A 24,324-nucleotide genomic window follows, 5' to 3' on the forward strand; every position below is an offset into this window, starting at 1 on the left:
ATAATAATGCTAAATGAAGAGCAATTTTATCGACTAAAAAAACACCTTCCGAATGACCTCAGTGAAATGATGAAAGAGGTTTATATGAACAATGCTTATTTCATATCTCTCAACAAAGGGGATATTCTTTTGGACGAGCTAGAAAATAATTCCAAATCGCACATTATTTTAAAGGGAAGTTGTGTAAGGTATATTATAAATCCACAAGGAGAAGAACGTGCAGTTACATTTCACACAGAGGATTTTATGCCAATACTTGGCAACACCTACATAAAAAGCGACCATTCTCTTGTGAATTATAAGATTAAAGTGAATGAAGAAACTGACCTTATCGGAATTGATATTTCTGTAATTACACAAAATGCTTTGTTAGACAAATCCTATTTTTTATTTGCTACACAAAATATGTTTAAATTAATTGCTATTCAAAATCAAATTCAAAACCATCAAATTGGGCTTTCAAAAAGAGAATTTTTAAAATGGCTCATGCTGAATTATCCAGATATTTTTCACAGATTCAAATCGCAAGACATCGCAAGTTTCATAGGTTCAACACCCGTTTGGTATAGTAACTTAAAAGCTACGTTTTTAAGGGATAAATAAACGGTGTTACAATTTCTGTTTCTTAAATTAATTTAAGAAGAATTATTTTCTATGTTTCTATCTTTCTACAAGTAAATTAAAAATATAAAAAATGGATTTAGAAATCAAAAACCCAACAGAGATTGGATTGAATGAACAAGCTCTAAAGAATTTAGACAATGCTATTCAGAAACGCATTGATAACGGCCAAATTTTCGGAGCTACAGTTATTGTTGCTCGTGGTGGCAAAATTGGACACAGAAAAGCTTTTGGTACGGCCAGTGGCTTGCGTGAAAGCAGTTTTGAAGATCTTTACTTGACGATGTCTTGTGCCAAATCTTTTACATCAGCATTGGCACTACACTTTGTAGATAGAGGTCTATTGTCATTAAATACTTTTGTTGGCGATATAATTCCAAATTTCAGCATATTTGGTAAAGACAAAATTACGCTTCGCCACTTGCTAAACCACACAGCGGGAGTGCATGCATCTATTGCTCCTCCTTTCCCTTACTCTATTGCTGATTTGATTGATTTTGACAAAATGGTTACTGCTTATTCTACACAACCGCTAGTTTATGAAACAGGTTCTCGCGCAGCCTATACTCAAGTTGCAAGTCACGCTTTGGTTGGGAAAATGATAGAATTAACCGATCCTAAACAGCGTAAATTTAAAGACATTGCTCGAGAAGATCTCTTTGAACCATTAGAAATGTATGATACTTCATTCGGTCTGTCAGACCCAAACAACTCTCGCCGTGTTCCAGTTGCCTATACTGAAAAAATGACTACACCTTCATCTGCTGTCACAGCAACAATGCTTGATTCCTTTGCAAATGGCATTGTGCCTGGTGGTGGAGGCTTTACAACCATTGACGATTTATTTAAATTTGCTGATGCTATGCGTCAACAAGGAAATACCGGGAAATACCGCTTGATATCTAAATCATTGTTTGAGTATGCTAGTCAAAACAGCACTGGAGATATGGTTAACCACGCTTGGGATTTTGCCGAAAATGAAAAAAGAGGTGTGCCTTTTCCTGCTAATTTTCATCTGATTGGGGGTTATGCTCGTGGCAAAGGACATTTCCTAACGCCTTGTGGTAGTACTGCGTCAGAAAAAGCAATAGCTGGGATGGGCGGAGGTTCAACAGCTTGGATGGTTGACCCAGAACGAGATCTAACAGTTGCATTTCTAAGTTCAGGATTTATAGAGGGACTTGATCATTTGCACCGTGTAGCTGAAATTAACGATTTGGCTTTGAGTGCTTGTGAGTAGTATTAGCTTAATAACTGTCAAATTCTAGTGTGAAATTATTTTACCTATTGATAGACGATAAAATATGAAATATGTAAAACTTGCACAATGAAAAGGCATGTGATCAAAAATAAATACTTCTGCAAATTGCTAAAAAATCATTCCTAAAACCACTACTGCTAACACACGCTACAAGCAATTTGGGTTTTAGGCTTGATTTGAAGTTGGTTTTGTATTTGGATGATTTGGCAAATCCGAAGAATTGGCTTAATTTAATCCCAAACCACTTGTGGCAAAGAAACGTTAAATCATTCTTAAACAAAATCTGTAAAAATGAAAATTATTAAACGACAAAAGCCATCATTCTTTTTCTGTATGGCACTTGTAAGTTTGTTTGTAACCTTAATAGGGTTTGCAAAAACGTTTATTATACCTGTAACCAATGGCGAATTTAAAGCTCCACTCATAATTCATATTCATGGTGCTTTTGCATTCGCATGGATAATTTTGTTTTTAACCCAAACCTCATTAATTTATTTTAAAAATTATAAGACACATCAGTTATTGGGATTTATAGGATTCTTTATATCTGCTGGTGTTATGATAACTATGATTCCGACCGGATTGCATGTGGTAAAAAGGGATTTAAGTCAAGGAATTGGTGAAGGTTCATATTCTTCATTACTTGGTGTAATTACATCAGGAATTTTATTTTTTTCTCTTGTCCTAATTGGAATATTAAATAGAAAGCATTCAGAAACTCACAAAAGATTTATGCTATTATCAATCATTGTTGTCTTATGGCCTGCATGGTTTAGATTTCGTCATTATTTTCCATCAGTCCCAAGGCCAGATATATGGTTTGCACTTATTCTTGCTGACAGTCTTATTGTAGTAGCATGGATATGGGATAAACTCAAAAATGGAAATATCCATCCAGTTCTTAAATATGGTGGACTCTTTATAATTATAGAACAAAGCTTTGAAGTATGGTTTTTCGACTGTCCGATATGGCGTAGCATCGCAAAGTGGTTATATGGGATTTTATAATGCCTTTCAGAAAAGAACGAAAACACAACAATAATCTAGAGTAACCCTAAACTAAAAAAATGCAACACCTTCTAGCAACACTCAGAAATGTTCCTTTTGAAACCATTAAAGAAGTTTTGGAAAATGACAGAGCCTTTCAAGCTTCCGAAGAAATGTATTTGGACATATTTGGCAAAATGTCGATGATGAAAATGAAGTGCTATTCCTTTTAGAATAAATTCTATAGCCAACACAAAAAAAATAATTGATAAATTGCAGACCAAAGCATTGGAACAAAATCCAGATGCCCATTTACCTAACATCACTTATCAACAATGATTACATTAAACAAAGTACACCATATCGCCATAATTGCCTCGGATTACATACAATCAAAACACTTTTACATTGATGTTTTAGGATTGACCGTCATTCAAGAAATCTATCGAGAAAACAGGGATTCCTATAAATTGGACTTGGCTCTCAACGGTACTTTTATCATTGAGTTGTTTTCATTCCCAAATCCTCCAAAACGAGTTTCCTGTCCAGAAGCAGCTGGATTGCGACACTTAGCTTTTGAAGTAAATGATGTTCAAGAAACCAGAAAATACATTGTAGAACAAGGATTCACAGCCGAAGAAATACGAATTGATGAATTTACCGATAAAAAGTTTTTCTTCATGGCTGACCCAGATAATACACCAATTGAGTTTTACGAGAAATAAAAATTTTTACGCTGAATACTTAAAAAAGCCACAAACATTGCTGTTAAAATTACCCTAATAACAGAATTCCAATTTTCTTTCTTTAATTTTGTAATCCAAAAAAACAAAACGGACCTTTTTATCTAATTTAAAGATTAAAGGTTCGTTTCTATCAAAATTAATTCAGCCAGTTCGGTTAAAAAAAAGAAAATGATCCAAAGAATACGAAATTTTCAATTCCTAAAACTTCAAAAATTAGTTATAGTTTCTATCTTGATTGGTTTTCTTTCGGCATTCCTTGGAATTGCTTTAAAAAACCTAACCGAATATTACGAAGAAATATTTGCCCATCAAGCCACGGTAAATCCTTTCTATTATATCCTTTTTCCAATCTTTGGATTATCTGTTATTTATTTTCTTCGAGAGTATCTTTTTAAGAAAAAAGAAAATAAAGGTATCAAGGAAATTTTTGAAAGCACCAATTCCAAATCACAGAACTTACCCAATTACAAAATTTCGTCCCATTTCATCAACGGATTACTGACGGTTATCTTTGGAGGTTCCACAGGAATAGAAGTTTCAACAGTTGTAGCATCAGCCACTATTGGTTCTGTAGCGCAAAGAAAACAAAACGTCTTCAAGGAATACAAAACGGAATTAATTTGTGCCGGAGTTGCTGCAGGAATTACGGCTTTGTTCAGCAGTCCAATTGCTGGAATATTGTTTGCATTAGAAGTTATTTCTAGAAAAGTTACCCGTGCATTCCTTATCACTAATTTGATTGCAGTTTTGACTGCGTTTGGACTTATCTTTATATTAAATGAAAAACCATTGTTCACAGTAGTCATTACAACTTGGCACTTAAAAGCAATTCCTTATTTTATCCTTTTAGGAATTTTGGCGGGCTTCACCTCTGTTTATTTAACTCGATGTGTATTGTTTTTCAAAGTTCAGTTTGCGAAAATAAAAACACACTATTATAAAATTATTATAGGTTCGAGTATTTTGAGCATCTCATTACTTTTATTTCCGCAACTTTATGGCGAAGGTTATCATGCCATAAAAGAACTGATCGCAAATCCAAACGAAACACAATTAACACTTTCGATAGTATTGACATTCATTGGAATCTTAATCCTAAAACCTATTGTTACTTCAGCAACGCTTGTTTCAGGTGGCGATGGAGGCGTCTTTGCTCCGAGTCTTTTTATTGGTGCCTTTTTAGGATTATTGGTTGCATTGGTTTTAAACACTTATTTTTCGGCCAATGTTATTCCTTTAAATTTCATCATCATCGGAATGGCTGCAGTTCTAAGTGCCAGTATTCATGCGCCTTTCACGTCTATCTTTCTGGTTTGCGGATTAACGAATGATTACACCTTATTCTTCCCGATTTTGGTAGTTTGCCTGATTTCGAAATACACAGCCAAAACGATTTATCCTTTTACCGTTTATACCTACTCACCTACTATAGCAAAATAATTCCCCCCGTATGCCTATCCAAAAAATAAAACGAACGTACCACAAAACGAAATACATACTTTACAAAGAAACTCTAGTTGATTTTAAAGAACATTTTTGGTCATTTCTAGGCTCGTTTGTTGGCATCGGAATCTTGGCTTACATACAATCTATCCATTTCAAAGGAAACGACGCTGTTTACTTAATTGGCTCATTTGGTGCTTCGAGCGTATTGGTTTATGGTATTATCCAAAGTCCATTTTCACAGCCTAGAAACCTAGTAGGAGGACACGTAATTTCAGCCTTAATTGGCGTTACCGTTCATAAATTTGCGCCCGATATTATTTGGATAGCCGCTCCCCTAGCCGTTTCGTTTTCCATAATTCTGATGCAAATCACTAAAACCTTGCATCCACCCGGAGGAGCAACTGCGCTAATCGCTATCATTGGTTCTGACAAAATAAAAGCCTTAGGATATATGTATGTACTTTCACCTGTTTTAATCGGCACATTGGTCTTACTCATTACTGCTTTGATTTTTAACAATATGACATCGAGCCGCACTTATCCAAGCCATTCGACTTATCACAAACACTATCATAAAATCAGAAAACGCTTGATTGGAAAGAAGTAATCTTGATTTTTTACTCAACTTAAATTGAAAACAAAATCTTTTCAACAAAACCCAATTCAGAAATCTGAAATCTAAAATTAAACTTTACATTTGCTCTTTCAATAAAAACAAAGATTATGGTTTATAAATTCAGAGTCATTCTAGATGCCGAAGAAGACATTTTTAGAGACATAGCAATACTTGCAGAAGACACTTTAGAGGATTTACACAACGCTATTTTCAATTCATTTGGATTCGACGGAATGGAAGTAGCCTCTTTTTATACTTGTGACGAAACTTGGAATCAAGAAGATGAAATTTCGATGTTTGACACAGGAGATGTTCCAGGTGAGCAAAAAATCATGAGCGACTATCAACTATCTGACATATTAGACGAGGAAAACACCAAAATCATATATGTTTACGACTTCATCAATATGTGGACTTTCCTAGTGGAATTAGCCGCCATTGAAGAGCAAGTTGTAGGTAACACGTACCCAGAAACTATATTTTCTCACGGAGAAATGCCAGACGAAGCTTTAGAAAAAAACTTTGAAGCTGATGATATGCATAACGACATCTACGGTGAATTTGAAGACGATTTGGACCAAGACGATCTAGATATGTTCGAAGGAGACGATAGTTTTGAAGACTACGGCTTTGAGGAGAATTGGAATTAGTTTTTTTTGAGAGGCTAAGATTCTGAGTTACTAAGATTCTAAGATTTATGTCGTAATTATTTAAAGATTTTTCTTATTTTTAAAAAATATTAAAACCTTTAAATTGAGCAACTTTAGAAAATTATTAGTTTGGCAGAAAGCCATGTCATTGACTACCAAAATTTACGATAACACAAAACCATTCCCAAAGGAAGAGATTTTCGGTTTAACATCACAATTAAGACGATGTGCTATTTCAATTCCAAGTAATATTGCCGAAGGATTTGGAAGAGACAGTAAAAATGAATTCCTAAGATTCCTTAATATTTCTGTAGGTTCTTTGTTTGAGTTGCAGACTCAATTAGAAATTGCAAAAAACATACATTTTTTAAAAGAAGAAGAATTTAATAACCTATATGAGGATAGTAGAGAGGTAGAGAGAATGTTGGTTGCTTTCATAAAAAGAATAAAAGAGAGCAACAAAATCTCAGAAACTTAGCAACTTAGTCCCTCAGAAACTCAAAAATAAATGATTAACCTGTACAACACGCACATTGAAACGTTATCCATACACCGTGTGGGAAACATGAGTCGTAACGAACCTCTTTTTTTATCGGAAGAACCATTTAAATTAAATGATGAAATCGTGCCTTTGATGAAAGAATTTTTCTTTAAACCGTTTAAAGAAAAAGAAGAAAACTATTTTCAGTTTGCTCATGAAGTGGATTTGGATTACAATGACATGTTTAAATATGCCACTGAAATTTTCAACAATCCGAATAGTTTGCATGATGTTTCTAAAAAGATGACTCAACATCTTTTTGAGCAGTCCAACCACCCGCACATCAAAAATGGTGAAGTCTATGTAACTTATTTGACCAATTTAAGTATTGACAATAATATAGTCGATGCTATCGGTATTTTCAAAAGTGAAATCCAATCCGACTTTTTACAGTTTGAGGAAAAAGGAACACAATTGGAAATGATCCTGCAGCATGGTGTAAGCTTAAACAAACTAGACAAAGGTTGTTTGATTTTTAATTACAAAAAAGAAGAAGGATACAAAATACTATCAGTTGACAGCAATCGTTATGATGCAAGATACTGGTTAGAATATTTCCTATCTGTAGATGCGTTTGAGGATGAAAATTTTATCACCAAAAAGTACTTAAAATTCTGTCAAGGTTTTGCAAAAGATGTTGTTTTCCCAGCCGAAGACAAAAAAGAAGAAGTAATGTTCATGAACCGATCTGTGAATTATTTTGCAAAGAACGATCAATTTGAAGAAACTAATTTCTTGAATGAAGTATTGGACAACCCTGATTTGATTCCAGAATTCAAGAATTACAAAGTTGATAAAGGAGAAAAATACAGCATTGAAGATGTAACCTCTTTCCCAATTGCAAATGCTGCCGTTAGCGACGCCAGAAAATCTATTAAAAACGTAATCAATCTAGACACACATATCCAAATCAAAATGGATTTTATCAATCCAGAAAGTGCTGAAAAATTTGTGGAAAAAGGATGGGACGAAGAAAAGCAAATGTATTACTATTTGGTTTATTTCAATAAAGAAGAGAAATCTTAATAAGTATCTTTTAATTAATATTTCAATAAAATCACAATCCTCAACTATTTAGGTAGTTGGGGATTTTTTTTCAATTAAGAATTACAAAAACATTCATAATAAATACATTATTGTAAGATTTAAACTTCTTTAAAATAAAAAACACGCATTTCATCGGATTTATTTGAATAATATACACTTTTATTATACGTTTGCTCCAAATTATAACCCCCACACTATGAGCTTCTTAGATTTTATGTCAAAATTTGTAGATAAAAAAACTGCATGTTCAATTTTTGGTCACAAAATTGTGACAGTCAGAAACGTAACTGGTCATTTTAAAGAATATAAATGTACTGTTTGCAAAGTAGAATTAACTAATGATTTACAGGATAGAAAAACATTCCTAACTCCCGAGTTAAAAGAAATAAACGAAACTTTATTGAATCACTACAAAAGAAAACAACTTTCTTCGATATAATCAGCACTTAGTAATTAGTAAAGAGTAATTAGCCTTCGAGTTGACTATTAGAAACAAAATCTATGTAACAAACTTATTTGTTTTTTTATATAAAGGAAGTATATATTTATGTTCCAATCCAGTATTTTAGCTAATTACCTAAAACTATTCTCTAATTATCTTTTTATTAAAACCCTGGTCTGAATAAATTGGAGTTATTGAAATTTCTGGTAACAAATTCAAATGCGGCACTCAATACATTCCCCATTGATTTTGCGTTTTTAAAATTGATATCGTTTGTATAACGATACAATTCCAATTTCAGCTGACTAAGATTTTCTTCGTTGGAAATAAAATCATTACCCATAATTTTCATCAGAATCTTAATTCTGTTTTCGGCAGTATTGATTCTTTTGGCCAGAGCAGAACGCTCTTCATTTTTATATTGCTCTATAGATCTGTCTTGGAGTTTTTCCTTTACATTTTTAATCATAGGATAATTTTCCTTGAAAAACTGCGGTCGATATACTTTAAAATTACCTTCGTAACATTGCTGATCAAAATCAATTGGACGAATTTTAAAAACAATCTGATCAAAATCATGAATCGGAATAACAACATAATTATACGATCTCATATCCCCCAATAAACGAATCATACAGCGTTCGTTAAACTTTACAAACTCTTTAGCTATTTGAGCCTTTTCGGTTTCAGTACATCTTGGCAAGAACGTCTGCATAAAAACGTCCCCTGGAATTCCTGTAATATGCTCTTCTATCAAAGTATCTTTGAAAACCAGAAAATTAATTTTGTAAGGCGATAGCAAATGCTCCAATTCCAATCCATATACTCGGGAAGCATCTGCTTTTTTGATATAAAAATAAGTATAATTATCATTCAGTATATTTCGCACTTTGATTCGGAAAGGCTTAGAATTTCCAAAAGTGCAATAGTCAATCGCATCAACATTTAAGTATTGCAGTATATCGGTATTTCCATCTGAATAGAGCAATGAATATACTTTCTTTAAGTTTAGATCAATTTCATCCCGTTCAAATTCGTTGTAATACACCCTAATCCATAAAGTGTCTTGGTCTTTTTTATCAAAAACATTGACTGCTCCTGAAAACCGCAAAAGATCTTCATAAATTATGGGTTCTTTTGACACAAGATCAAACCGTTCCAAGTAATTTAAAAGTGAATTATTGATAGGATAACAGGGTTTTTTAAAAAACATTAAAGGCTCGCTCATTTTCGATACATTTATTACAAATTTACATTAAAACCCTTATTTATTCAAGGTGCTGACTTTATTAAAAATCACAAAACTTTGAATGCAAAAAGCATGCCTTTAAAACAAATGCATTATCTTAATTTATCTCTAGTTTTTTTTTGCGTGAGGGATGGCAGTGGAGCTCTTTTTTTTATCCCTTTTTTCAAGGGATAAAAAAAAGCGGGAACGTACAGCCCGACCCGTAGTTTTTACGGAGGGTCACGCCCATATAAACTTAAATAACAAAATATCAAAGGCATGAGTAACAAAAACCTAACTAACTCGTCCTATACAAAAAACACTTACTAATTTGGAAACAATTCTTTCAATACATAACCTCAACAAGCGTTATGGCAGTCTTCAGGCCTTAAAAAATGTTTCATTAGAAATAAAAAAAGGCAATGTCTATGGTATTTTAGGTCCTAATGGAAGTGGAAAATCAACTACTTTGGGTATTGTTCTAAATGTAGTTAACAAAACTTCTGGCGAATACAGTTGGTTTGAAGGAAATCTTCAAACACATGAAGCTTTGAAAAAAGTGGGAGCCATTATTGAAAGACCTAATTTTTACCCTTATATGACCGCTCAGGAAAACCTTAAATTGGTTTGTAAAATAAAAAATATCAATTACTCCAAAATTCAGGAGAAACTAGAATTAGTTGGCCTCAACGATAGAAAAGACAGCAAATTCAGCACTTTTTCTTTAGGAATGAAACAGCGCTTAGCCATCGCTTCTGCACTATTAAACGACCCTGAAATTTTGATATTGGACGAACCAACAAATGGTTTAGATCCTCAAGGGATTCATCAAATAAGGGATATTATCAAACAAATTGCTTCAAAAGGAACTACCATTTTATTGGCATCCCATTTATTGGACGAAGTCGAGAAAGTATGTTCCCATGTTATGGTTTTAAGAAAAGGAGAAATACTTTATACAGGACCTGTTGATGGCATCTCTGCCAATGAAGGGTTCTTCGAATTGCAGGCGGATGATACCGATAATTTAATTCAAGTATTAAAAACCCATCCTGCAATTGAAAAAGTTACCACAGCAGAAGGCAAAATTTTGGTTTACTTAAAGGCAAAATTAGAATCAAAAGATTTGAATCAGTTTCTATTTTCAAATAACATTTGTTTAAGCCATCTAGTAAAACGCAAAAACAGCTTGGAAGAGCAATTTTTAGAATTAACTAAGAATAAATAACAAAACACAACTCCAACGTTAAATCTAAAATTAAAAACATGAAACGATTACTCTCTATAGAATTACAAAAAATATGGCTAAACAAAGCCAGTCGTGTGCTAACTTTGACCTACTTTATATTGCTTTCTTTTATTGCTTTGATTGCCTCTATTAAGTTTAACATTGGCAACATTCATCTTCAGGTTGCCGAAATGGGTATTTTTAATTTTCCATATATCTGGCATTTTAACACTTATATCGCGGCTACTTTAAAACTCTTTTTAGCAATCGTAATTGTTTCCATGATGGCGAATGAATACAGTTATGGCACTTTAAAACAGAACCTAATTGATGGATTGAGCAAGAAAGAATTTATACTTTCTAAATTCGTAACCATAGTATTGTTTTCATTATGCTCTACTGCTTTTGTTTTTGTAATGAGCTTAATTTTGGGCTATAGTTTTTCATCGTATACTGAAATTGGCATTGTCTTTTCTGATTTAGAATATGTTTTAGCCTTTTTTGTAAAGTTGGTTGGATTTTTCTCTTTCTGTTTATTCTTGGGAATATTGGTAAAACGATCCGCTTTTGCATTGGGTTTTTTATTGGTTTGGAATATTATCGAAACTATTGCAAAAGGTATATTGAATTTTCGTCTTTTTCCAGAAGGCAAAACAGCAAGCTACATAACTCAATTTTTTCCATTGGAAGCAATGTCCAATTTAATATTGGAACCTTTTTCAAGATTATCACTTATTAAATCAATTGGTGACCAAATGGGAGTTGAAAACCTCAAAGATTACAGTGTTCCTTTTTCGGCAATTGTAATCGTTTTGTGTTGGACCATTATCTTCCTATTCCTATCCTATAGAATACTAAAAAACAGAGATTTGTAGTATATTTGTTTCTATGAACAGTATAAAAAATCTTTTATTTTTAGTACTCTACTCTTTCACTACTGCTGCAAGTGCTCAGTATATTATTGTTGATGATACCAAAACTGCGCAAGAACTGGTAGAAAATGTTTTGGTAAAAAGTGACTGTGCCAGAGTTTCTAGTCCCTATGCAACGGGAGACAACTTTACTACAGGTCAAAAAAGTTATGGTTATTTCAATGCCGGCACCAGTAATTTCCCAATTAGAGAAGGTGTTATATTATCTACCTCTACCAGTAAAGAAGCAATAGGTCCTTATACAAACGGTGGAGGTACTGGGAATAGCTCATGGCTTGGAGATTCAGATCTTGATCAAACATTAGGAATCACCAGCATTAACGCCACAGTGCTGGAATTTGATTTTATTCCTTTAACCACTTCCATCAGTTTCAACTATATTTTTGCATCCAATGAATACCAACTGCATTTTCCCTGTGAATTCTCAGATGCATTTGCTTTTCTAATTAAGGAAAAAGGAAGCGCAGATAACTATAAAAATATTGCCGTACTACCTGGAACCACAACTCCTGTATCTTCCAAGAATGTCCATCCAACTATAAATGATGTAGTAGATCCACTAGGAACACCTCATTCAGGTTGTCCTGCTGTAAATGAATCCTATTTTGGCGGTTATAATGATGCTACAAGTCCAATTAACTATAGTAGCCAAATTGTAAAAATGAATGCTCATACTGATGTAATTATCGGTAAAACATATCATATCAAATTAGTAATTGCAGATGATAAATACAAATACTATGATTCAGCCATATTCCTAGAAGCTGGAAGTTTTTCTGCAGATATAGACTTAGGCCCTGACCGTACATCGGCAACTAACAATCCTTTATGTTATGGTGAAAGCTTTACTATTGACACCAAACTCCCTGTATCTTATGCTTACGAATGGTATAAAGACGGTTCTACAACACCAATTCAAAACGAATTAAACCCAACTATTACTATTACTGACCCTGGAACTTATAAAGTTAAAGTCATTTTATCTCCAACCGCCTGTACTGCTGAAGCTGAAATAAAAATAGAATATACTCCGCAAATCATTTTAAGCAATACAACCCTTTACCAATGTGATGATAATAGTGATGGTATTTCAGTATTTGATTTAACTAAAGTAGATAATATCATTAAAAACAACGACCCCAAACTGACAAAATTGGTATATTATAAATCGTTGACTGATGCCCAAAATGAAACGAATCCGATACAAAATCCATCAGCCTATACTAATTCGGTACCAAATGAAACGCTTACAGCCCGAGTGAGCAATGACTTTGGCTGTGCCAATTATGCCCAACTTACATTAATTATTCCTAACAACAATATTCCACCACAAAGTCCAATACAAAAAGTTTGTTTAGATAGGCTTGCCGGACCTAATTATGAAAATCTAAATTCTCAAGTAACCCCACAAATCTTAAACGGATTACCCCCTGGATTGATTGTTGAATATTATGGAAATATGAATGATGCTATTTCTCAAAAAAATCTCTTACAAAATAACTATGGTTACTTTGAAGACAATCTAAATCCTACTCTATTTGCTCGAATAGTAAATGGTACAGACTGCTATGGAATTATAAAAGTACCTTTTAATATTGTTTCGTTTGACCCACCCAATTTTCAGGACGAAACAATTGGACTATGCGATGGAGCCAATAAAGATTTAACTATTGACAGCGGATTTTCCAGTTATTTATGGAGTAACGGCGACACAACTAATACCACAAACGTTACAGCTCCAGGTGAATACTCCGTAATTGTGACAAACTCGGAAGGTTGCCAAAAAACAAAAAAATTCATTGTTAAATCTTCTGGAATTGCAACAATTACCAGTGTGACCGTTTCTGATTTTTCCGGAACAGAAAATTCTGTTACAATTTCGTATTCAGGAAATGGCGATTACGAATTTTCATTAGACGGCAATTATTACCAAGACAGTCCGGTTTTTAATCGGCTAACCGCAGGAATTTATTGGGCGACAGCGAGAGACAAAAACGGTTGTGGCACTTCAGTTCCTTACAAAGTCTATATCCTTGATTACCCTCGTTTTTTTACACCAAATAATGATGGATATAATGATACTTGGATAATTAAAAATCTGGACGCGCTACCAAAATCAACTATAGCTATTTTTAACCGCTATGGAAAATTATTAAAACAGCTTAACGCTACAAACAGTGGTTGGAATGGTACTTATACCGGAAAAAGTCTTCCTTCAGATGATTATTGGTTTACCTTAACCTTTGAAGATGGAAAAATAATAAAAGGGCATTTTTCTTTAAAAAGATAGCTTTTTTCAATATTTTTAACAAATGAAAAATACCTTATTCCTCCTCATAGTCTTTTTCAACTTAAGTTGTTTTGCTCAGTTCAGCAAAACACATTATATCCCTCCATTAATTTCAGCAAATGGATTTGTTGAAGATCACTATTTATACATCTCAACACCCAGTCTTACCAATGTGAATTTTAAAATAATTCCCAACGGTGGAAGTGTTATATATGGAACCGTAAACAGTAATAATCCTTATCGTTATGACATTGGAACAGGAGACAACACACAACTATTCACTCCAACAACCATTACCGGAGTCGTAACCAACAAAGGATACGTAATAGAAGCTGAAGACTTAATCTATGTAAGCGTCAGAGTCAATGCCGGAATCGACACTAACGGGGGGTATAATCACGCTGGAGGATTAGTTTCGAAAGGAAATAGTGCACTCGGAACCATTTTTAGATTAGGAGCAATGCTGAATCCTCTTTTTGATATAACACTATTGAATTTTGCTTCTATACTTGCTACTGAAAACGGAACTAAAATCACCATTTCAAGTCTTCAATACGGAACTATGCTTTTAAATCAACCTAATTTTTCAGGACCAATTAGCGTTACTTTGAACAAAAATGAAAGTTACGTACTTGCATTACAAAACTATGATGGGGGCAATAAAATTTCAAATAGCTCAAAAATAATTGGTGCATTAGTAACCTCAAATAAACCCGTTGTAGTAAATTCGGGTTCGTTTGGAGGAAGCAACAGTACAGAAACCCGATTAAATCAAAATGACGGTGAATTCGTTCCTACAGGAAGAGATGTAGGTTTTGACCAAATTGTTTCATTGGAAAAAACTGGAAAAGAATATGTATTTGTAAAAGGAATTGGAACAGACGAATTGGAACGTGTATTACTTGTTGCTCATTCCGATAATACACAAATTTTCCTCAATGGAAATGTGTCACCATTCAAAACACTTAGCAAAGGAGAATACCTGGTACTTGATGGGAGTCAATTTATCAATGGGAATTTATACGTTACCGCAACCGAAAATCTGTTTGCTTATCAAAGTATTGGAGGATCGGACTCTCCTGCCAATCAAAACTTATTTTTTGTTCCTCCCATAAATTGTTCAACTCCCAATACGGTTGATAATATTCCGAAAATCCAATCTATAGGCGGTACATCATTTAGTGGTGTCTTAAATATTGTAACCGAATCTGGAGCCACTGTTTTATTAAACAATAATCCGATTGCTACTTCTCCGATTGCTATTACAGGAAATTCAAAATTTGTACGTTACACCGTATATGGCTTATCTGGAAATATAGCAGTGAAGTCCACTAAACAAGTTTATGTTTCTTATTTTGGAACAAATGGCGCGGCAACTTATGGAGGCTATTATTCCGGTTTTGACTTGAAACCAGAAATTGTAACTGGAAAAATATCGTTAGCCAATTCCTCTTGCATACCAAACGTATCGTTAAAAATCAACACATTATCCTCCTACGATTCTTTTCAGTGGTATAAAAACGATATTACGATTCCATTCGCTACAGATAATAACTACACTCCAACCGAGCCTGGTTTTTATCAGGTAAAAGGTAGTATCTCAGGCTGTATCAGCGATGTATTCTCGGATAAAATTCCGGTGAGTGAATGTCCAACAAACTACGACAATGATTTAGCCAATGATAATATCGATATTGATTACGAAAATGACGGAATATTAAATTGTACTGAATCCTTTGGTAGTCAAAACATAAATAGTTCCAATCCAAATTCGGGAGTTGTGACTGCAGGGACCTATTTCAATTCTTTTTCTGGTTCGGTTATCAGTAGTACACCTGCTGCTGCAACGCCTTTTACAGGTAAAACTGATGGCAGTTTTGTCACCGAAGTCATGGCAGGAAAAGGTTTTTCGGTAACTTATAACTTGAGTTTTGCCAAACCCATAAATCTTAGTTTAGAGTACGTCTCGACTGCAAATACTATCGATTTATTAAATACAGATTCCGAATATATAATCAATTCAGACATTGATAAAACCGTTACCGTTTTGAACCCAACCAATCAGTTATTGATTGACACTAATTATGACGGCATTTATGAAAGTGGAGTTACCCAGTTTTCATCATTTGAAATTCGTTTTAGGCTAAATGGCACTGTTCCTCTCTCAGCTGGAAGTGGCACCTTCAAATTCCAATCCTATCAGACCAAATCATTTAAAATCACCCATAAAAATCTATTGGATTCTACAGGAAACAAATCGACGTTCAAACTTATTGCTACTTGCATCCCTAAAGACACCGAAGGTGATGGAATTCAGGACCAATTGGATTTAGATTCAGACAACGACGGTATACCAGATGCTATTGAAGCCGTAAAAATCCCTAAAGCATTATCCAATACAGACACGAATCTTGATGGACTTGATGATGTCTTTGAACCCATAACAACCTCAATCGACACCGACAATGACAATGTTCCAGATTATCTAGATTTGGACAGTGACAACGACGGTATATACGATTTAGTTGAATCAGGGAGTAATACACAAGACAGTGACAAGAACGGAATTATAGATACCTCTACTTTTGGAACCAATGGATTATCCAACTCGCTAGAAACAAGTCCAGACACTGGTATTTTAAATTACACCGTTTCTGACACAGATGGAGATGGCATAAAAAATCACAGCGAAACAGACAGCGACAATGATGGATGCAATGATGTAATAGAAGCTGGATTTACCGATCCCAATTTTGACGGTCTATTAGGAAATATACCTGTTACAGTAAACGCCAACGGAATCGTAACCAGCAAAACTGATGGTTACACCATACCAAATGGTAATTATATTATTGCAGTACCAATTATAATAACCAAACAGCCAGAAACTCAAAGCATCTGCGAATTGCAAAATGCCACTTTTACTATTGAATCCAATGCTGATAGTTTCCAATGGCAACTTTCAACGAATGGAGGCAATACTTGGAATTCATTAGTAAACAATGCCATTTACTCTGGAGTTAATACTACAACATTGCTTACTAAAAATGTTAGTGCAATGATGAATAACTACCAATACAGAGTTCTTTTAAACAGAAACAATAATGCTTGCGGATTAACTTCTGCAGATGCCATAAAATTGGTGATTTTTGCTTTACCAGTAGTAAACTCACCTATCACAATCGTACAATGCGATGATGATACCGATGGAATTTCCAACTTTAATTTAACCGAGAAAAACAACTTTGTTTCTGCCAATTCTACCAACGAGACATTTACCTATTACACCTCTTCTACAGGGGCAAACACAAAAGACATCGCAACGCTTATTTCAAATGCATTGGCCTACACAAGTTCCAATAAAAGTGTTTGGACAAGAGTCGAAAATTCGAATGGATGTTTTAGTGTTGCACAATTGGATTTAATTGTTTCAACAACCCAAATCAATCCCAACTTCAAAAGAATCCTTGAAACTTGTGATGATTTTATAGATCTAACAAATGATGACAAAGATGGTTTTTCATCCTTTGATTTTAGTAGTGTAATAACAGATATTCAAGCCCTGCTCCCATCGTCCAGTTCAAACTATACCATAAATTTCTACTCCAATGAAGCAGATGCCTTGGCAGAAACCAATGCGATTTCAAATCCTTCCAATTACAGAAACACAACGCCAAATCAGCAAGAAATTTGGGTACGAGTAGACAGTAATCTGGACAATTCCTGCTTTGGATTGGGAGCTTATGTCTCACTTCAAGTAAATCCAAAACCCAATATTGACACCAACGAAAATCAAAATGCTGATCAATTAATTTGTTCCAATTTACCAAGTTTTTTTGTCAAATTAGATGCTGGAATTATTGACAACACACCAAGCAGCGATTACAAATATGTTTGGTCAAAAGATGGCAGTATCATTCCTAACGAAAATAATTACGAACTAGATGTCAATGAAGAAGGAACTTATACAGTATTGGTATCTACTCCAAAAGACTGCAGCAAGACACGAACCATAAGAGTAACTGCTTCGGATATTGCACATCTAGACTCAGTATCCATCTCCGACTTATCTAGTTACAACACCGTAACCGCAAACATTTCCGGACAAGGAAATTATGAATACAGCATTAATTTGCCAAATGGTCCTTTTCAAGAATCCAATTTATTAGAAAATGTTTCTCCAGGCATACATGATCTTTATGTCAATGACAAAAATGGTTGTGGAACAGTACGAAAAACTATTGCAGTACTTGGAATTCCAAAATTTTTCACTCCAAACAATGATGGTTATAATGATTATTGGAACATCAAAGGAGCCAATGAAACACTCAACAGCGGAGCAAAAATTTTTATATTTGACCGCTATGGAAAACTCATCAAACAAGTCATAGCTTCAGCCAACGGCTGGGACGGAACTTACATTGGCAACCAAATGCCAGCCGATGATTATTGGTATTCCATAAAACTAGAAGATGGTCGAGAAGCCAAAGGACACTTTTCGCTAAAAAGGTAAAATAATCATTGGGGCGTGCTATCTGAACTACTTCGGTAGCTAGCTTCAAATGAAATTCATTAAAATTTAAGAATTTTGAGACAGAAGTAAGAAAGTCATTATTAGAAGTAGTAATATCATTATTAAAAACAGTAAAGTCAATAACATTGACATAACGTACGCTGACTTTCTCTCTTCTGACAACCAATTACACTCTTTCAACTTAAAATTTGGATCTCCTAACGATCTGATATGATCTGCGAACAGTGAAAAGTACTCATCTGAACAAAAATTACGCTTTGCAAGATTGTAATTAGAATTGGCTATATTTGGAAAAGGTTATATCTGACGATTGTCAGACAAAGCTACCCAAATTAGGGTGGATACCTCTGAATTTATCAAACCTATTAATAAGTTAGCTGTAACCATAATTGTGACGCTGGTAAAAGATGATCAAAAATGCCGAATATTGGAAAGATTTTCAGGAGCATAATCCTGATTATTTGACATTAAGCGAACCTCAATCATTTTATTTTTGTGATAACAAAAAAGATGCTGACGAATGTGCTGAATTAGTTATTCAAAAAATTAAGCAAGCGACGTCACCATCACTTTGGTCTTTTAGCAAAAAAAATGAATCTCTTCCAAGTATTGGTGATTTAGCGATTGTGACCGATTGGGATAATAATCCGAAAGCTATTATTAAGACAACTAAGATTGAAATTGTACAGTTTAAAAATATAACTGACAATTACGCATTAATAGAAGGTGAAGGCGACAAAAGTTTGGAGTATTGGAAAAAAACTCACTGGGATTATTACACGAATGAAATGAAAGAATTTGAAGAATATCCAAATGAAGAAATGGATATCGTTTGCGAATATTTTGAAACAATTTGGACAACGCGATAATTAGAAAATAAAACATAATGAAAAAGTTTGAAAATAAAATAGCCTTAATAACTGGTTCAAGTAGAGGCATCGGTAAATCAATTGCACTTGAATTAGCTAAAGAAGGTGCATTTGTGATAATTCATTATACAAATAATAAACTTTCAGCCGAACAAACATTGAATGAAGTGAATGCTATTGGAGGCAAAGGTGAACTAGTTAGAGCTGACTTCATGGATACGAATTCAATAGATGATTTATTCTCAGAGGTGGACAAAATTTTATCTAATAAAAAAATAGATTTTTTAATTAACAATGCAGGTTTACTTGAGAAAAGCAGTATTGAAAACGTTTCCGAAGAGCAGTTCGATAATATGTTCAATGTGAATGTTAAGTCTGTTTTTTTTATCACTAAGCATTTTATTTCAATCATGAATAATGGAGGAAGAATTATTAATATTTCTTCAAATCTTTCAAAACGACCACGCCAAGAGCTGATTGCATATGCAATGACAAAAGCAGCCATAGATAATTTTACAACAACTTTGGCTTCAACATTAGGTTCGAGACAAATCACTGTTAATTCAGTTGCGCCTGGGGCTACTGATACTGATATGAACAAAGAGCGATTTAAAGACCCAATAGTTAAGGAGAGTATTGGAAATATGAACGCATTAAAAAGGGTCGGCACTCCAAATGATATAGCAAAGGTGGTAACTTTTTTATGCAGTGAAGACGGGGGTTGGATAACTGGTCAATACATTGAAGCAAGTGGTGGAGCAGGATTATAAAAGATGTTAATAAAAAAACATTCCCAAAAACTGAATTAATTACAACAACAAAACGGACCACTTCAAAAAATATAGCAGAACTAAATGAACTCGGGCTTGAATTCAGAATTGATTTTTTGGCGACAAGTTTTCCCAAAACCAAATGAGCCAACACTTAATAGATAGCTAAAAACAACGAACTGCTAATAGCTACTACAACGCATCACTTAATCGACAAATGAAAAGTTTAACAATTAAGCAATTGGTTAAGAAATATTCGGTTTTGATATGTTTGGTCATTTCCGTGATTTTGATAGTAATAGCAACCTTAGTTTATCCAGGCGGCTCATTGCTTGACAAAAATTCTATTGGGTTTGACTGGTCAAAAAATTTCCTAAGCAATTTATTTGCAGCAAAAGCGATAAATGGTTCAGAAAACCCTGGTAGAATTTGGGCAATTATTGGAATGGCATTTCACTCGGTTGCTTATGGAATATTTTTTATCAATATGTCAAAAAAAATATCCTCAAAACATTGGACTAATATTTTAAAATTTATCGGCTCTACCAACATATTATTTATTTTCTTAATTGCAACGCCCCTGCATGACCTGGGAACAATATCGATCATTTTAACATTGTTTGGTTTATTTACTATTACTGTTTTTATCCTAAAGTCAAAACTTCATTTACTTAAATTCTGCTGTTTTATTTGCTTATTGACTTTTTACTGTTTCTTTTTCCTATTTGGGTTTGGTTATTTGGGTTTGGCAGTCATAATGCAGAAAGTATATAATGTAAGCTCGATACTATTGGTTTTAGGACTAGAGTATTTTACCAAATATGAAGACTTTATACAAATTAAATCGGGAGAACAAAAAACATAAGCAATGAACCACTAACGGATTTGGGTAATAGACTTAATAGAAAGTTGTTTTGTATTTGGGAATTTTGTGTTTAACCAAAAAATATCGCATCTTTATTCCACAAAACCACTAAGCAACAGGACGTTATATGCGATTTAATATGAAATCACAAATTTAATAATAACATTTAAAGTAATATTTGTTTACAATCAGACTGAAGTTTTATCGCTGACTAACGTTGCACATTATTTTAGAAAGCAAACCAAAAATTTAATAACTTAATCAACAATTACCATGAAAAAAAAACCGAATCATCCTTTTTTAAAAGTAATAGCCGTTATTTTTATCCAACTGATAACAATGAACGCTTCTGTTGGACAAGATAAAGCCGAGCAGATTGATAAATTAATGAGTCAATATTCGGAGTATAGCCAATTTAATGGTAGTGTACTTGTAGCAGATCAAGGAAAAATTATTTATAAAAAAGGATTTGGAATGGCAAACATGGAATGGTCTATTCCTAACCAGCCTGATACCAAACATAGATTAGGTTCAATTACAAAACAATTTACGGCTTTGCTTATTCTTCAGTTAGTCGAGAAAGGAAAGTTAAAACTAGATGTGCCGATCTCAACCTATCTTCCTGATTATCCTAAAGCAACAGGAGATAAAATCACCATTCATCAACTACTCACCCACACATCAGGTATTCCAAATTATACTTCGTTTCCTAATTTCTTTAAAACAGTAAGTCTTAATCCTTATACACCAGAAGCATTTGTAAAAGTATTTTGCGATCTTCCTCTTGAATTCACTCCAGGGCAAAAATTTGCTTATAGTAATTCGGGGTATTTTTTGCTGGGTTATATTATCGAAAAGACCACAGGAAAAACCTATGAGCAGTGTTTACAGGAGAATATTTTTACTCCACTCTTAATGAATAATTCAGGATATGATCACTATGCAGCAATTATTAAAAATAGAGCATCAGGATATGAAAAAAATGGAAAAAGCTATGTAAATGCAAATTACCTCGATATGTCTATACCTTATGCTGCCGGTTCATTGTATTCTACAGTTGAAGATTTATACCTCTGGGATCAGGCACTTTATACAGACCGCTTGCTTTCTGCAAAATCTAAGGATTTATTGTTTGGTTCATACATATCTGCAAGAGGTGGATTTTATGGTTACGGTTGGAGTATTAATGAAGTTACAGTTGGTGATTCAAAAGATAAGTTAAAGGTTATTAGTCATGGTGGTGGGATAAATGGGTTTAATACACTGATTTCTAGAATTCCATCAGACAAAAAGCTGGTTTTGCTGTTAAGTAATGGAGGGAGTGCTAAGTTAGATGAGATGAATACAGCTATAAGAGCTATTCTTTATAATAAACCATTCAATATGCCAAAGATGTCATTAGCGGATGCTTTATATGAGACTATTATGAATGAAGGTTTGAAAGCGGGATTAGAAAAACAAAAGGAACTTAAAAAATTGGATACCTATGCGCTCGTTGAAGACGAAATGAATAGCGTTGGTTACCAACTATTACAGTCTGGAAAAAATGAGGAAGCAGTTGAAGTTTTTAAGATAAATGTTGAAGCTTTTCCTAAATCTGGTAATGTCTACGATAGTTTAGGAGAGGCTTATTTAAAAATCGGCAATAAAAAACTTGCAATAATAAATTATAAAAAATCTGTTGAACTTGATCCTGCTAATGAAAACGGAAAAAAAGTATTGGAAGAAATTTCAAAATCATAACTTGTAACTACAACTAACACTTGAAACTAGTGATTTAGATAATTGGCTTAATCAAACGTTAGGTTAGTATTTGGAATGATTGCTTCACCTGTTCACTATCGATCGGGTGGGGCAAATCCGCATAATGAGCTTAATTTAATCCCAAACATCGCCAAGCCGCAGGATGTTAGCAACCACATGGTGACAGTAATAGAATCAAATAACAATTAACTCATTCATGAAACAAATTTCAACAATATTTCTTCAAGGAGTCATTGTGCTTATTGGTATTATGGCACTAGCTATCATGATTCGGATCCCCTTGACTGAAGGGAGAGCCACGAATTTAGATCTGTTCAGCATTTACTCTGATCCTTTCATTTTGTATGGCTATGCTTCGTCTATCCCATTTTTTATTGCGCTGTATAAAACGATCAAATTACTCGGATATATTGGAAAAAACAAAGCATTCTCACTAAACTCGGTGAAGACTTTAAGGGATATAAAATATTGCGTAATCGTACTGAGCGTCTTAATTGTGATGGCAGGACTATACATAATGAAATTTCATAATAAAGATGACGACCCTGCGGGTTTTCTTGCCATATGTATTGTAACCACTTTTGTTTGTCTCGTAGTTGCCACTGCCTCGACAGTATTTGAAAAAATATTGCAAAGTGGTTTGGACATAAAATCAGAGAACGAACAACTTTATGAGCAGTCAAAGAAATAATTTGACTTAATAACATGGACTTCTGTCCCTCACACAATCACTGCAAATCAAGAACATTTTTCTTTTCAACAGATGTTATGCAGTAGCCATAGATGGCACGAATTTTGCTTCAATTATCCTAATTTCGTACATTAACGACTTATTAAAAACATCACTTATGTTAAAACATTTCATCCCAATTCTAGTATTCATTTCCAGCATAGGATTTGCACAAAATACAGACCTTACTGTTTCGGTTTCGGATTTAAAAAGCAACACTGGATCACTAACCGCTGAATTATACAATACCAAAGAAAAATTTCTTAAAACATCCTATAAGACTGTTTCCTCTCCAATTAAATCAAATATGGCTACGGTAACTTTTACAGGAATCCCAAAAGGAGAATATACAGTTCTAGTCTATCACGACGAAAACAAAAATGGAAAACTAGACAAATACATCATCGGAATGCCAAAAGAATCTGTTGCTTGTTCCAATAATGCAAAAGGTTTTATGGGACCTCCCAAATACGAAGATGCAAAATTCATGGTTACCACCGATACAAAAATCAATATCAAAATGACTAAAGCGCATTAGTAAGCTGTTTTTGAATATTGTTTTTTTTTAGATGATGACAAAAAGGCAAAATACTAACTCTTAGCCCTGATGGAAGTGGAAATCCTTATAAGCCGGGGTTTGGCTTATAAGATTGTAACGGACAGCAGGAACGATGCCTGCTGATAAAACCAAATCTCTCCGCTCCATAATAATCAAACTCAGATTAACTATAAAACAAAAATCCCAAACTCCTTAACG

22 protein-coding genes are annotated in these 24,324 nt (G+C 33.9%); 21 read left to right on the forward strand and 1 reads right to left on the reverse strand.

The genetic code is table 11. The annotated features are described in order from the left end of the window. Positions 1–6 precede the first annotated feature (6 nt). From J2W95_RS13870 to J2W95_RS13920, 11 genes are all read left to right on the forward strand, one after another. On the forward strand, positions 7–603 hold the full coding sequence (locus J2W95_RS13870) for a cyclic nucleotide-binding domain-containing protein (RefSeq protein ID WP_310008025.1): 597 nt from the start codon (positions 7–9) through the stop codon (positions 601–603). A 91-nt stretch (positions 604–694) separates the two neighbouring features. Then, positions 695–1,861, forward strand: coding sequence for a serine hydrolase domain-containing protein (locus J2W95_RS13875; RefSeq protein WP_310008027.1), 1,167 nt, complete (start codon positions 695–697; stop codon positions 1,859–1,861). 312 nt (positions 1,862–2,173) lie between these two features. Beyond that, positions 2,174–2,890, forward strand: coding sequence for a hypothetical protein (locus tag J2W95_RS13880; protein ID WP_310008029.1), 717 nt, complete (start codon positions 2,174–2,176; stop codon positions 2,888–2,890). 59 nt (positions 2,891–2,949) lie between these two features. After that, positions 2,950–3,102, forward strand: a complete 153-nt coding sequence (locus J2W95_RS13885; protein ID WP_310008031.1) for a hypothetical protein — start codon at positions 2,950–2,952, stop codon at positions 3,100–3,102. 102 nt (positions 3,103–3,204) lie between these two features. Then, positions 3,205–3,594, forward strand: a complete 390-nt coding sequence (gene gloA2 / locus J2W95_RS13890; protein ID WP_310008033.1) for an SMU1112c/YaeR family gloxylase I-like metalloprotein — start codon at positions 3,205–3,207, stop codon at positions 3,592–3,594. Positions 3,595–3,783: 189 nt separating this feature from the next. Continuing rightward, positions 3,784–5,055, forward strand: coding sequence for a chloride channel protein (locus tag J2W95_RS13895; RefSeq protein ID WP_310008035.1), 1,272 nt, complete (start codon positions 3,784–3,786; stop codon positions 5,053–5,055). A gap of 10 nt (positions 5,056–5,065) precedes the next feature. After that, the gene (locus J2W95_RS13900; protein ID WP_310008037.1) at positions 5,066–5,668 is read left to right on the forward strand and encodes an HPP family protein; all 603 of its coding nucleotides are present in this window, start codon (positions 5,066–5,068) and stop codon (positions 5,666–5,668) included. Between the two features lie 116 nt (positions 5,669–5,784). Then, complete coding sequence (locus J2W95_RS13905; protein ID WP_310008039.1) at positions 5,785–6,327, forward strand: IS1096 element passenger TnpR family protein; 543 nt, start codon at positions 5,785–5,787, stop codon at positions 6,325–6,327. Between the two features lie 103 nt (positions 6,328–6,430). After that, complete coding sequence (locus tag J2W95_RS13910; RefSeq protein ID WP_310008041.1) at positions 6,431–6,805, forward strand: four helix bundle protein; 375 nt, start codon at positions 6,431–6,433, stop codon at positions 6,803–6,805. Positions 6,806–6,835: 30 nt separating this feature from the next. Continuing rightward, a complete protein-coding gene (locus J2W95_RS13915) occupies positions 6,836–7,894 on the forward strand; it encodes a nucleoid-associated protein (RefSeq protein WP_310008043.1) in 1,059 nt (352 codons plus the stop codon). Positions 7,895–8,111: 217 nt separating this feature from the next. After that, entirely contained in the window at positions 8,112–8,354 is a 243-nt protein-coding gene (locus tag J2W95_RS13920) for a hypothetical protein (RefSeq protein ID WP_310008045.1), read from the forward strand. 166 nt (positions 8,355–8,520) lie between these two features. Here the strand turns inward: J2W95_RS13920 and J2W95_RS13925 are convergent, their stop codons facing one another. After that, complete coding sequence (locus J2W95_RS13925) at positions 8,521–9,585, reverse strand: hypothetical protein (RefSeq protein ID WP_310008048.1); 1,065 nt, start codon at positions 9,583–9,585, stop codon at positions 8,521–8,523. Positions 9,586–9,916: 331 nt separating this feature from the next. Between J2W95_RS13925 and J2W95_RS13930 the strand changes: the two genes are divergently transcribed. From J2W95_RS13930 to J2W95_RS13975, 10 genes are all read left to right on the forward strand, one after another. Continuing rightward, entirely contained in the window at positions 9,917–10,813 is an 897-nt protein-coding gene (locus J2W95_RS13930) for an ABC transporter ATP-binding protein (protein ID WP_310008050.1), read from the forward strand. Between the two features lie 38 nt (positions 10,814–10,851). Continuing rightward, a complete protein-coding gene (locus tag J2W95_RS13935; RefSeq protein WP_310008052.1) occupies positions 10,852–11,688 on the forward strand; it encodes an ABC transporter permease in 837 nt (278 codons plus the stop codon). Positions 11,689–11,701: 13 nt separating this feature from the next. After that, positions 11,702–14,035: a choice-of-anchor L domain-containing protein gene (locus J2W95_RS13940; protein WP_310008055.1), complete on the forward strand. Its 2,334-nt coding sequence runs from the start codon at positions 11,702–11,704 to the stop codon at positions 14,033–14,035. 22 nt (positions 14,036–14,057) lie between these two features. Beyond that, entirely contained in the window at positions 14,058–18,548 is a 4,491-nt protein-coding gene (locus tag J2W95_RS13945; RefSeq protein WP_310008057.1) for a T9SS type B sorting domain-containing protein, read from the forward strand. Positions 18,549–18,976: 428 nt separating this feature from the next. Continuing rightward, positions 18,977–19,438: an ASCH domain-containing protein gene (locus J2W95_RS13950; RefSeq protein WP_310008058.1), complete on the forward strand. Its 462-nt coding sequence runs from the start codon at positions 18,977–18,979 to the stop codon at positions 19,436–19,438. Positions 19,439–19,455: 17 nt separating this feature from the next. Continuing rightward, entirely contained in the window at positions 19,456–20,208 is a 753-nt protein-coding gene (locus J2W95_RS13955) for an SDR family NAD(P)-dependent oxidoreductase (RefSeq protein WP_310008060.1), read from the forward strand. 217 nt (positions 20,209–20,425) lie between these two features. After that, complete coding sequence (locus J2W95_RS13960; RefSeq protein ID WP_310008062.1) at positions 20,426–21,073, forward strand: hypothetical protein; 648 nt, start codon at positions 20,426–20,428, stop codon at positions 21,071–21,073. 273 nt (positions 21,074–21,346) lie between these two features. Then, the gene (locus J2W95_RS13965) at positions 21,347–22,816 is read left to right on the forward strand and encodes a serine hydrolase (RefSeq protein ID WP_310008064.1); all 1,470 of its coding nucleotides are present in this window, start codon (positions 21,347–21,349) and stop codon (positions 22,814–22,816) included. A gap of 271 nt (positions 22,817–23,087) precedes the next feature. Then, positions 23,088–23,528, forward strand: a complete 441-nt coding sequence (locus J2W95_RS13970) for a DUF2975 domain-containing protein (protein ID WP_310008066.1) — start codon at positions 23,088–23,090, stop codon at positions 23,526–23,528. Between the two features lie 157 nt (positions 23,529–23,685). Beyond that, on the forward strand, positions 23,686–24,105 hold the full coding sequence (locus J2W95_RS13975; protein ID WP_310008068.1) for a DUF2141 domain-containing protein: 420 nt from the start codon (positions 23,686–23,688) through the stop codon (positions 24,103–24,105). Positions 24,106–24,324: the final 219 nt, after the last annotated feature.

It is taken from the genome of Flavobacterium granuli (assembly GCF_031456055.1).
Classification (GTDB): Bacteria; Bacteroidota; Bacteroidia; order Flavobacteriales; family Flavobacteriaceae; genus Flavobacterium; species Flavobacterium granuli_A.

Coding starts and splice junctions, on each gene's coding strand:
- J2W95_RS13870 (WP_310008025.1), top strand. CDS start 7: ATGCTAAATGAAGAGCAATTTTATCGACTAAAAAAACACCTTCCGAAT.
- J2W95_RS13875 (WP_310008027.1), top strand. CDS start 695: ATGGATTTAGAAATCAAAAACCCAACAGAGATTGGATTGAATGAACAA.
- J2W95_RS13880 (WP_310008029.1), top strand. CDS start 2,174: ATGAAAATTATTAAACGACAAAAGCCATCATTCTTTTTCTGTATGGCA.
- J2W95_RS13885 (WP_310008031.1), top strand. CDS start 2,950: ATGCAACACCTTCTAGCAACACTCAGAAATGTTCCTTTTGAAACCATT.
- gloA2 (WP_310008033.1), top strand. CDS start 3,205: ATGATTACATTAAACAAAGTACACCATATCGCCATAATTGCCTCGGAT.
- J2W95_RS13895 (WP_310008035.1), top strand. CDS start 3,784: ATGATCCAAAGAATACGAAATTTTCAATTCCTAAAACTTCAAAAATTA.
- J2W95_RS13900 (WP_310008037.1), top strand. CDS start 5,066: ATGCCTATCCAAAAAATAAAACGAACGTACCACAAAACGAAATACATA.
- J2W95_RS13905 (WP_310008039.1), top strand. CDS start 5,785: ATGGTTTATAAATTCAGAGTCATTCTAGATGCCGAAGAAGACATTTTT.
- J2W95_RS13915 (WP_310008043.1), top strand. CDS start 6,836: ATGATTAACCTGTACAACACGCACATTGAAACGTTATCCATACACCGT.
- J2W95_RS13920 (WP_310008045.1), top strand. CDS start 8,112: ATGAGCTTCTTAGATTTTATGTCAAAATTTGTAGATAAAAAAACTGCA.
- J2W95_RS13925 (WP_310008048.1), bottom strand. CDS start 9,585: ATGAGCGAGCCTTTAATGTTTTTTAAAAAACCCTGTTATCCTATCAAT.
- J2W95_RS13935 (WP_310008052.1), top strand. CDS start 10,852: ATGAAACGATTACTCTCTATAGAATTACAAAAAATATGGCTAAACAAA.
- J2W95_RS13940 (WP_310008055.1), top strand. CDS start 11,702: ATGAACAGTATAAAAAATCTTTTATTTTTAGTACTCTACTCTTTCACT.
- J2W95_RS13945 (WP_310008057.1), top strand. CDS start 14,058: ATGAAAAATACCTTATTCCTCCTCATAGTCTTTTTCAACTTAAGTTGT.
- J2W95_RS13950 (WP_310008058.1), top strand. CDS start 18,977: ATGATCAAAAATGCCGAATATTGGAAAGATTTTCAGGAGCATAATCCT.
- J2W95_RS13955 (WP_310008060.1), top strand. CDS start 19,456: ATGAAAAAGTTTGAAAATAAAATAGCCTTAATAACTGGTTCAAGTAGA.
- J2W95_RS13960 (WP_310008062.1), top strand. CDS start 20,426: ATGAAAAGTTTAACAATTAAGCAATTGGTTAAGAAATATTCGGTTTTG.
- J2W95_RS13965 (WP_310008064.1), top strand. CDS start 21,347: ATGAAAAAAAAACCGAATCATCCTTTTTTAAAAGTAATAGCCGTTATT.
- J2W95_RS13970 (WP_310008066.1), top strand. CDS start 23,088: ATGGCACTAGCTATCATGATTCGGATCCCCTTGACTGAAGGGAGAGCC.
- J2W95_RS13975 (WP_310008068.1), top strand. CDS start 23,686: ATGTTAAAACATTTCATCCCAATTCTAGTATTCATTTCCAGCATAGGA.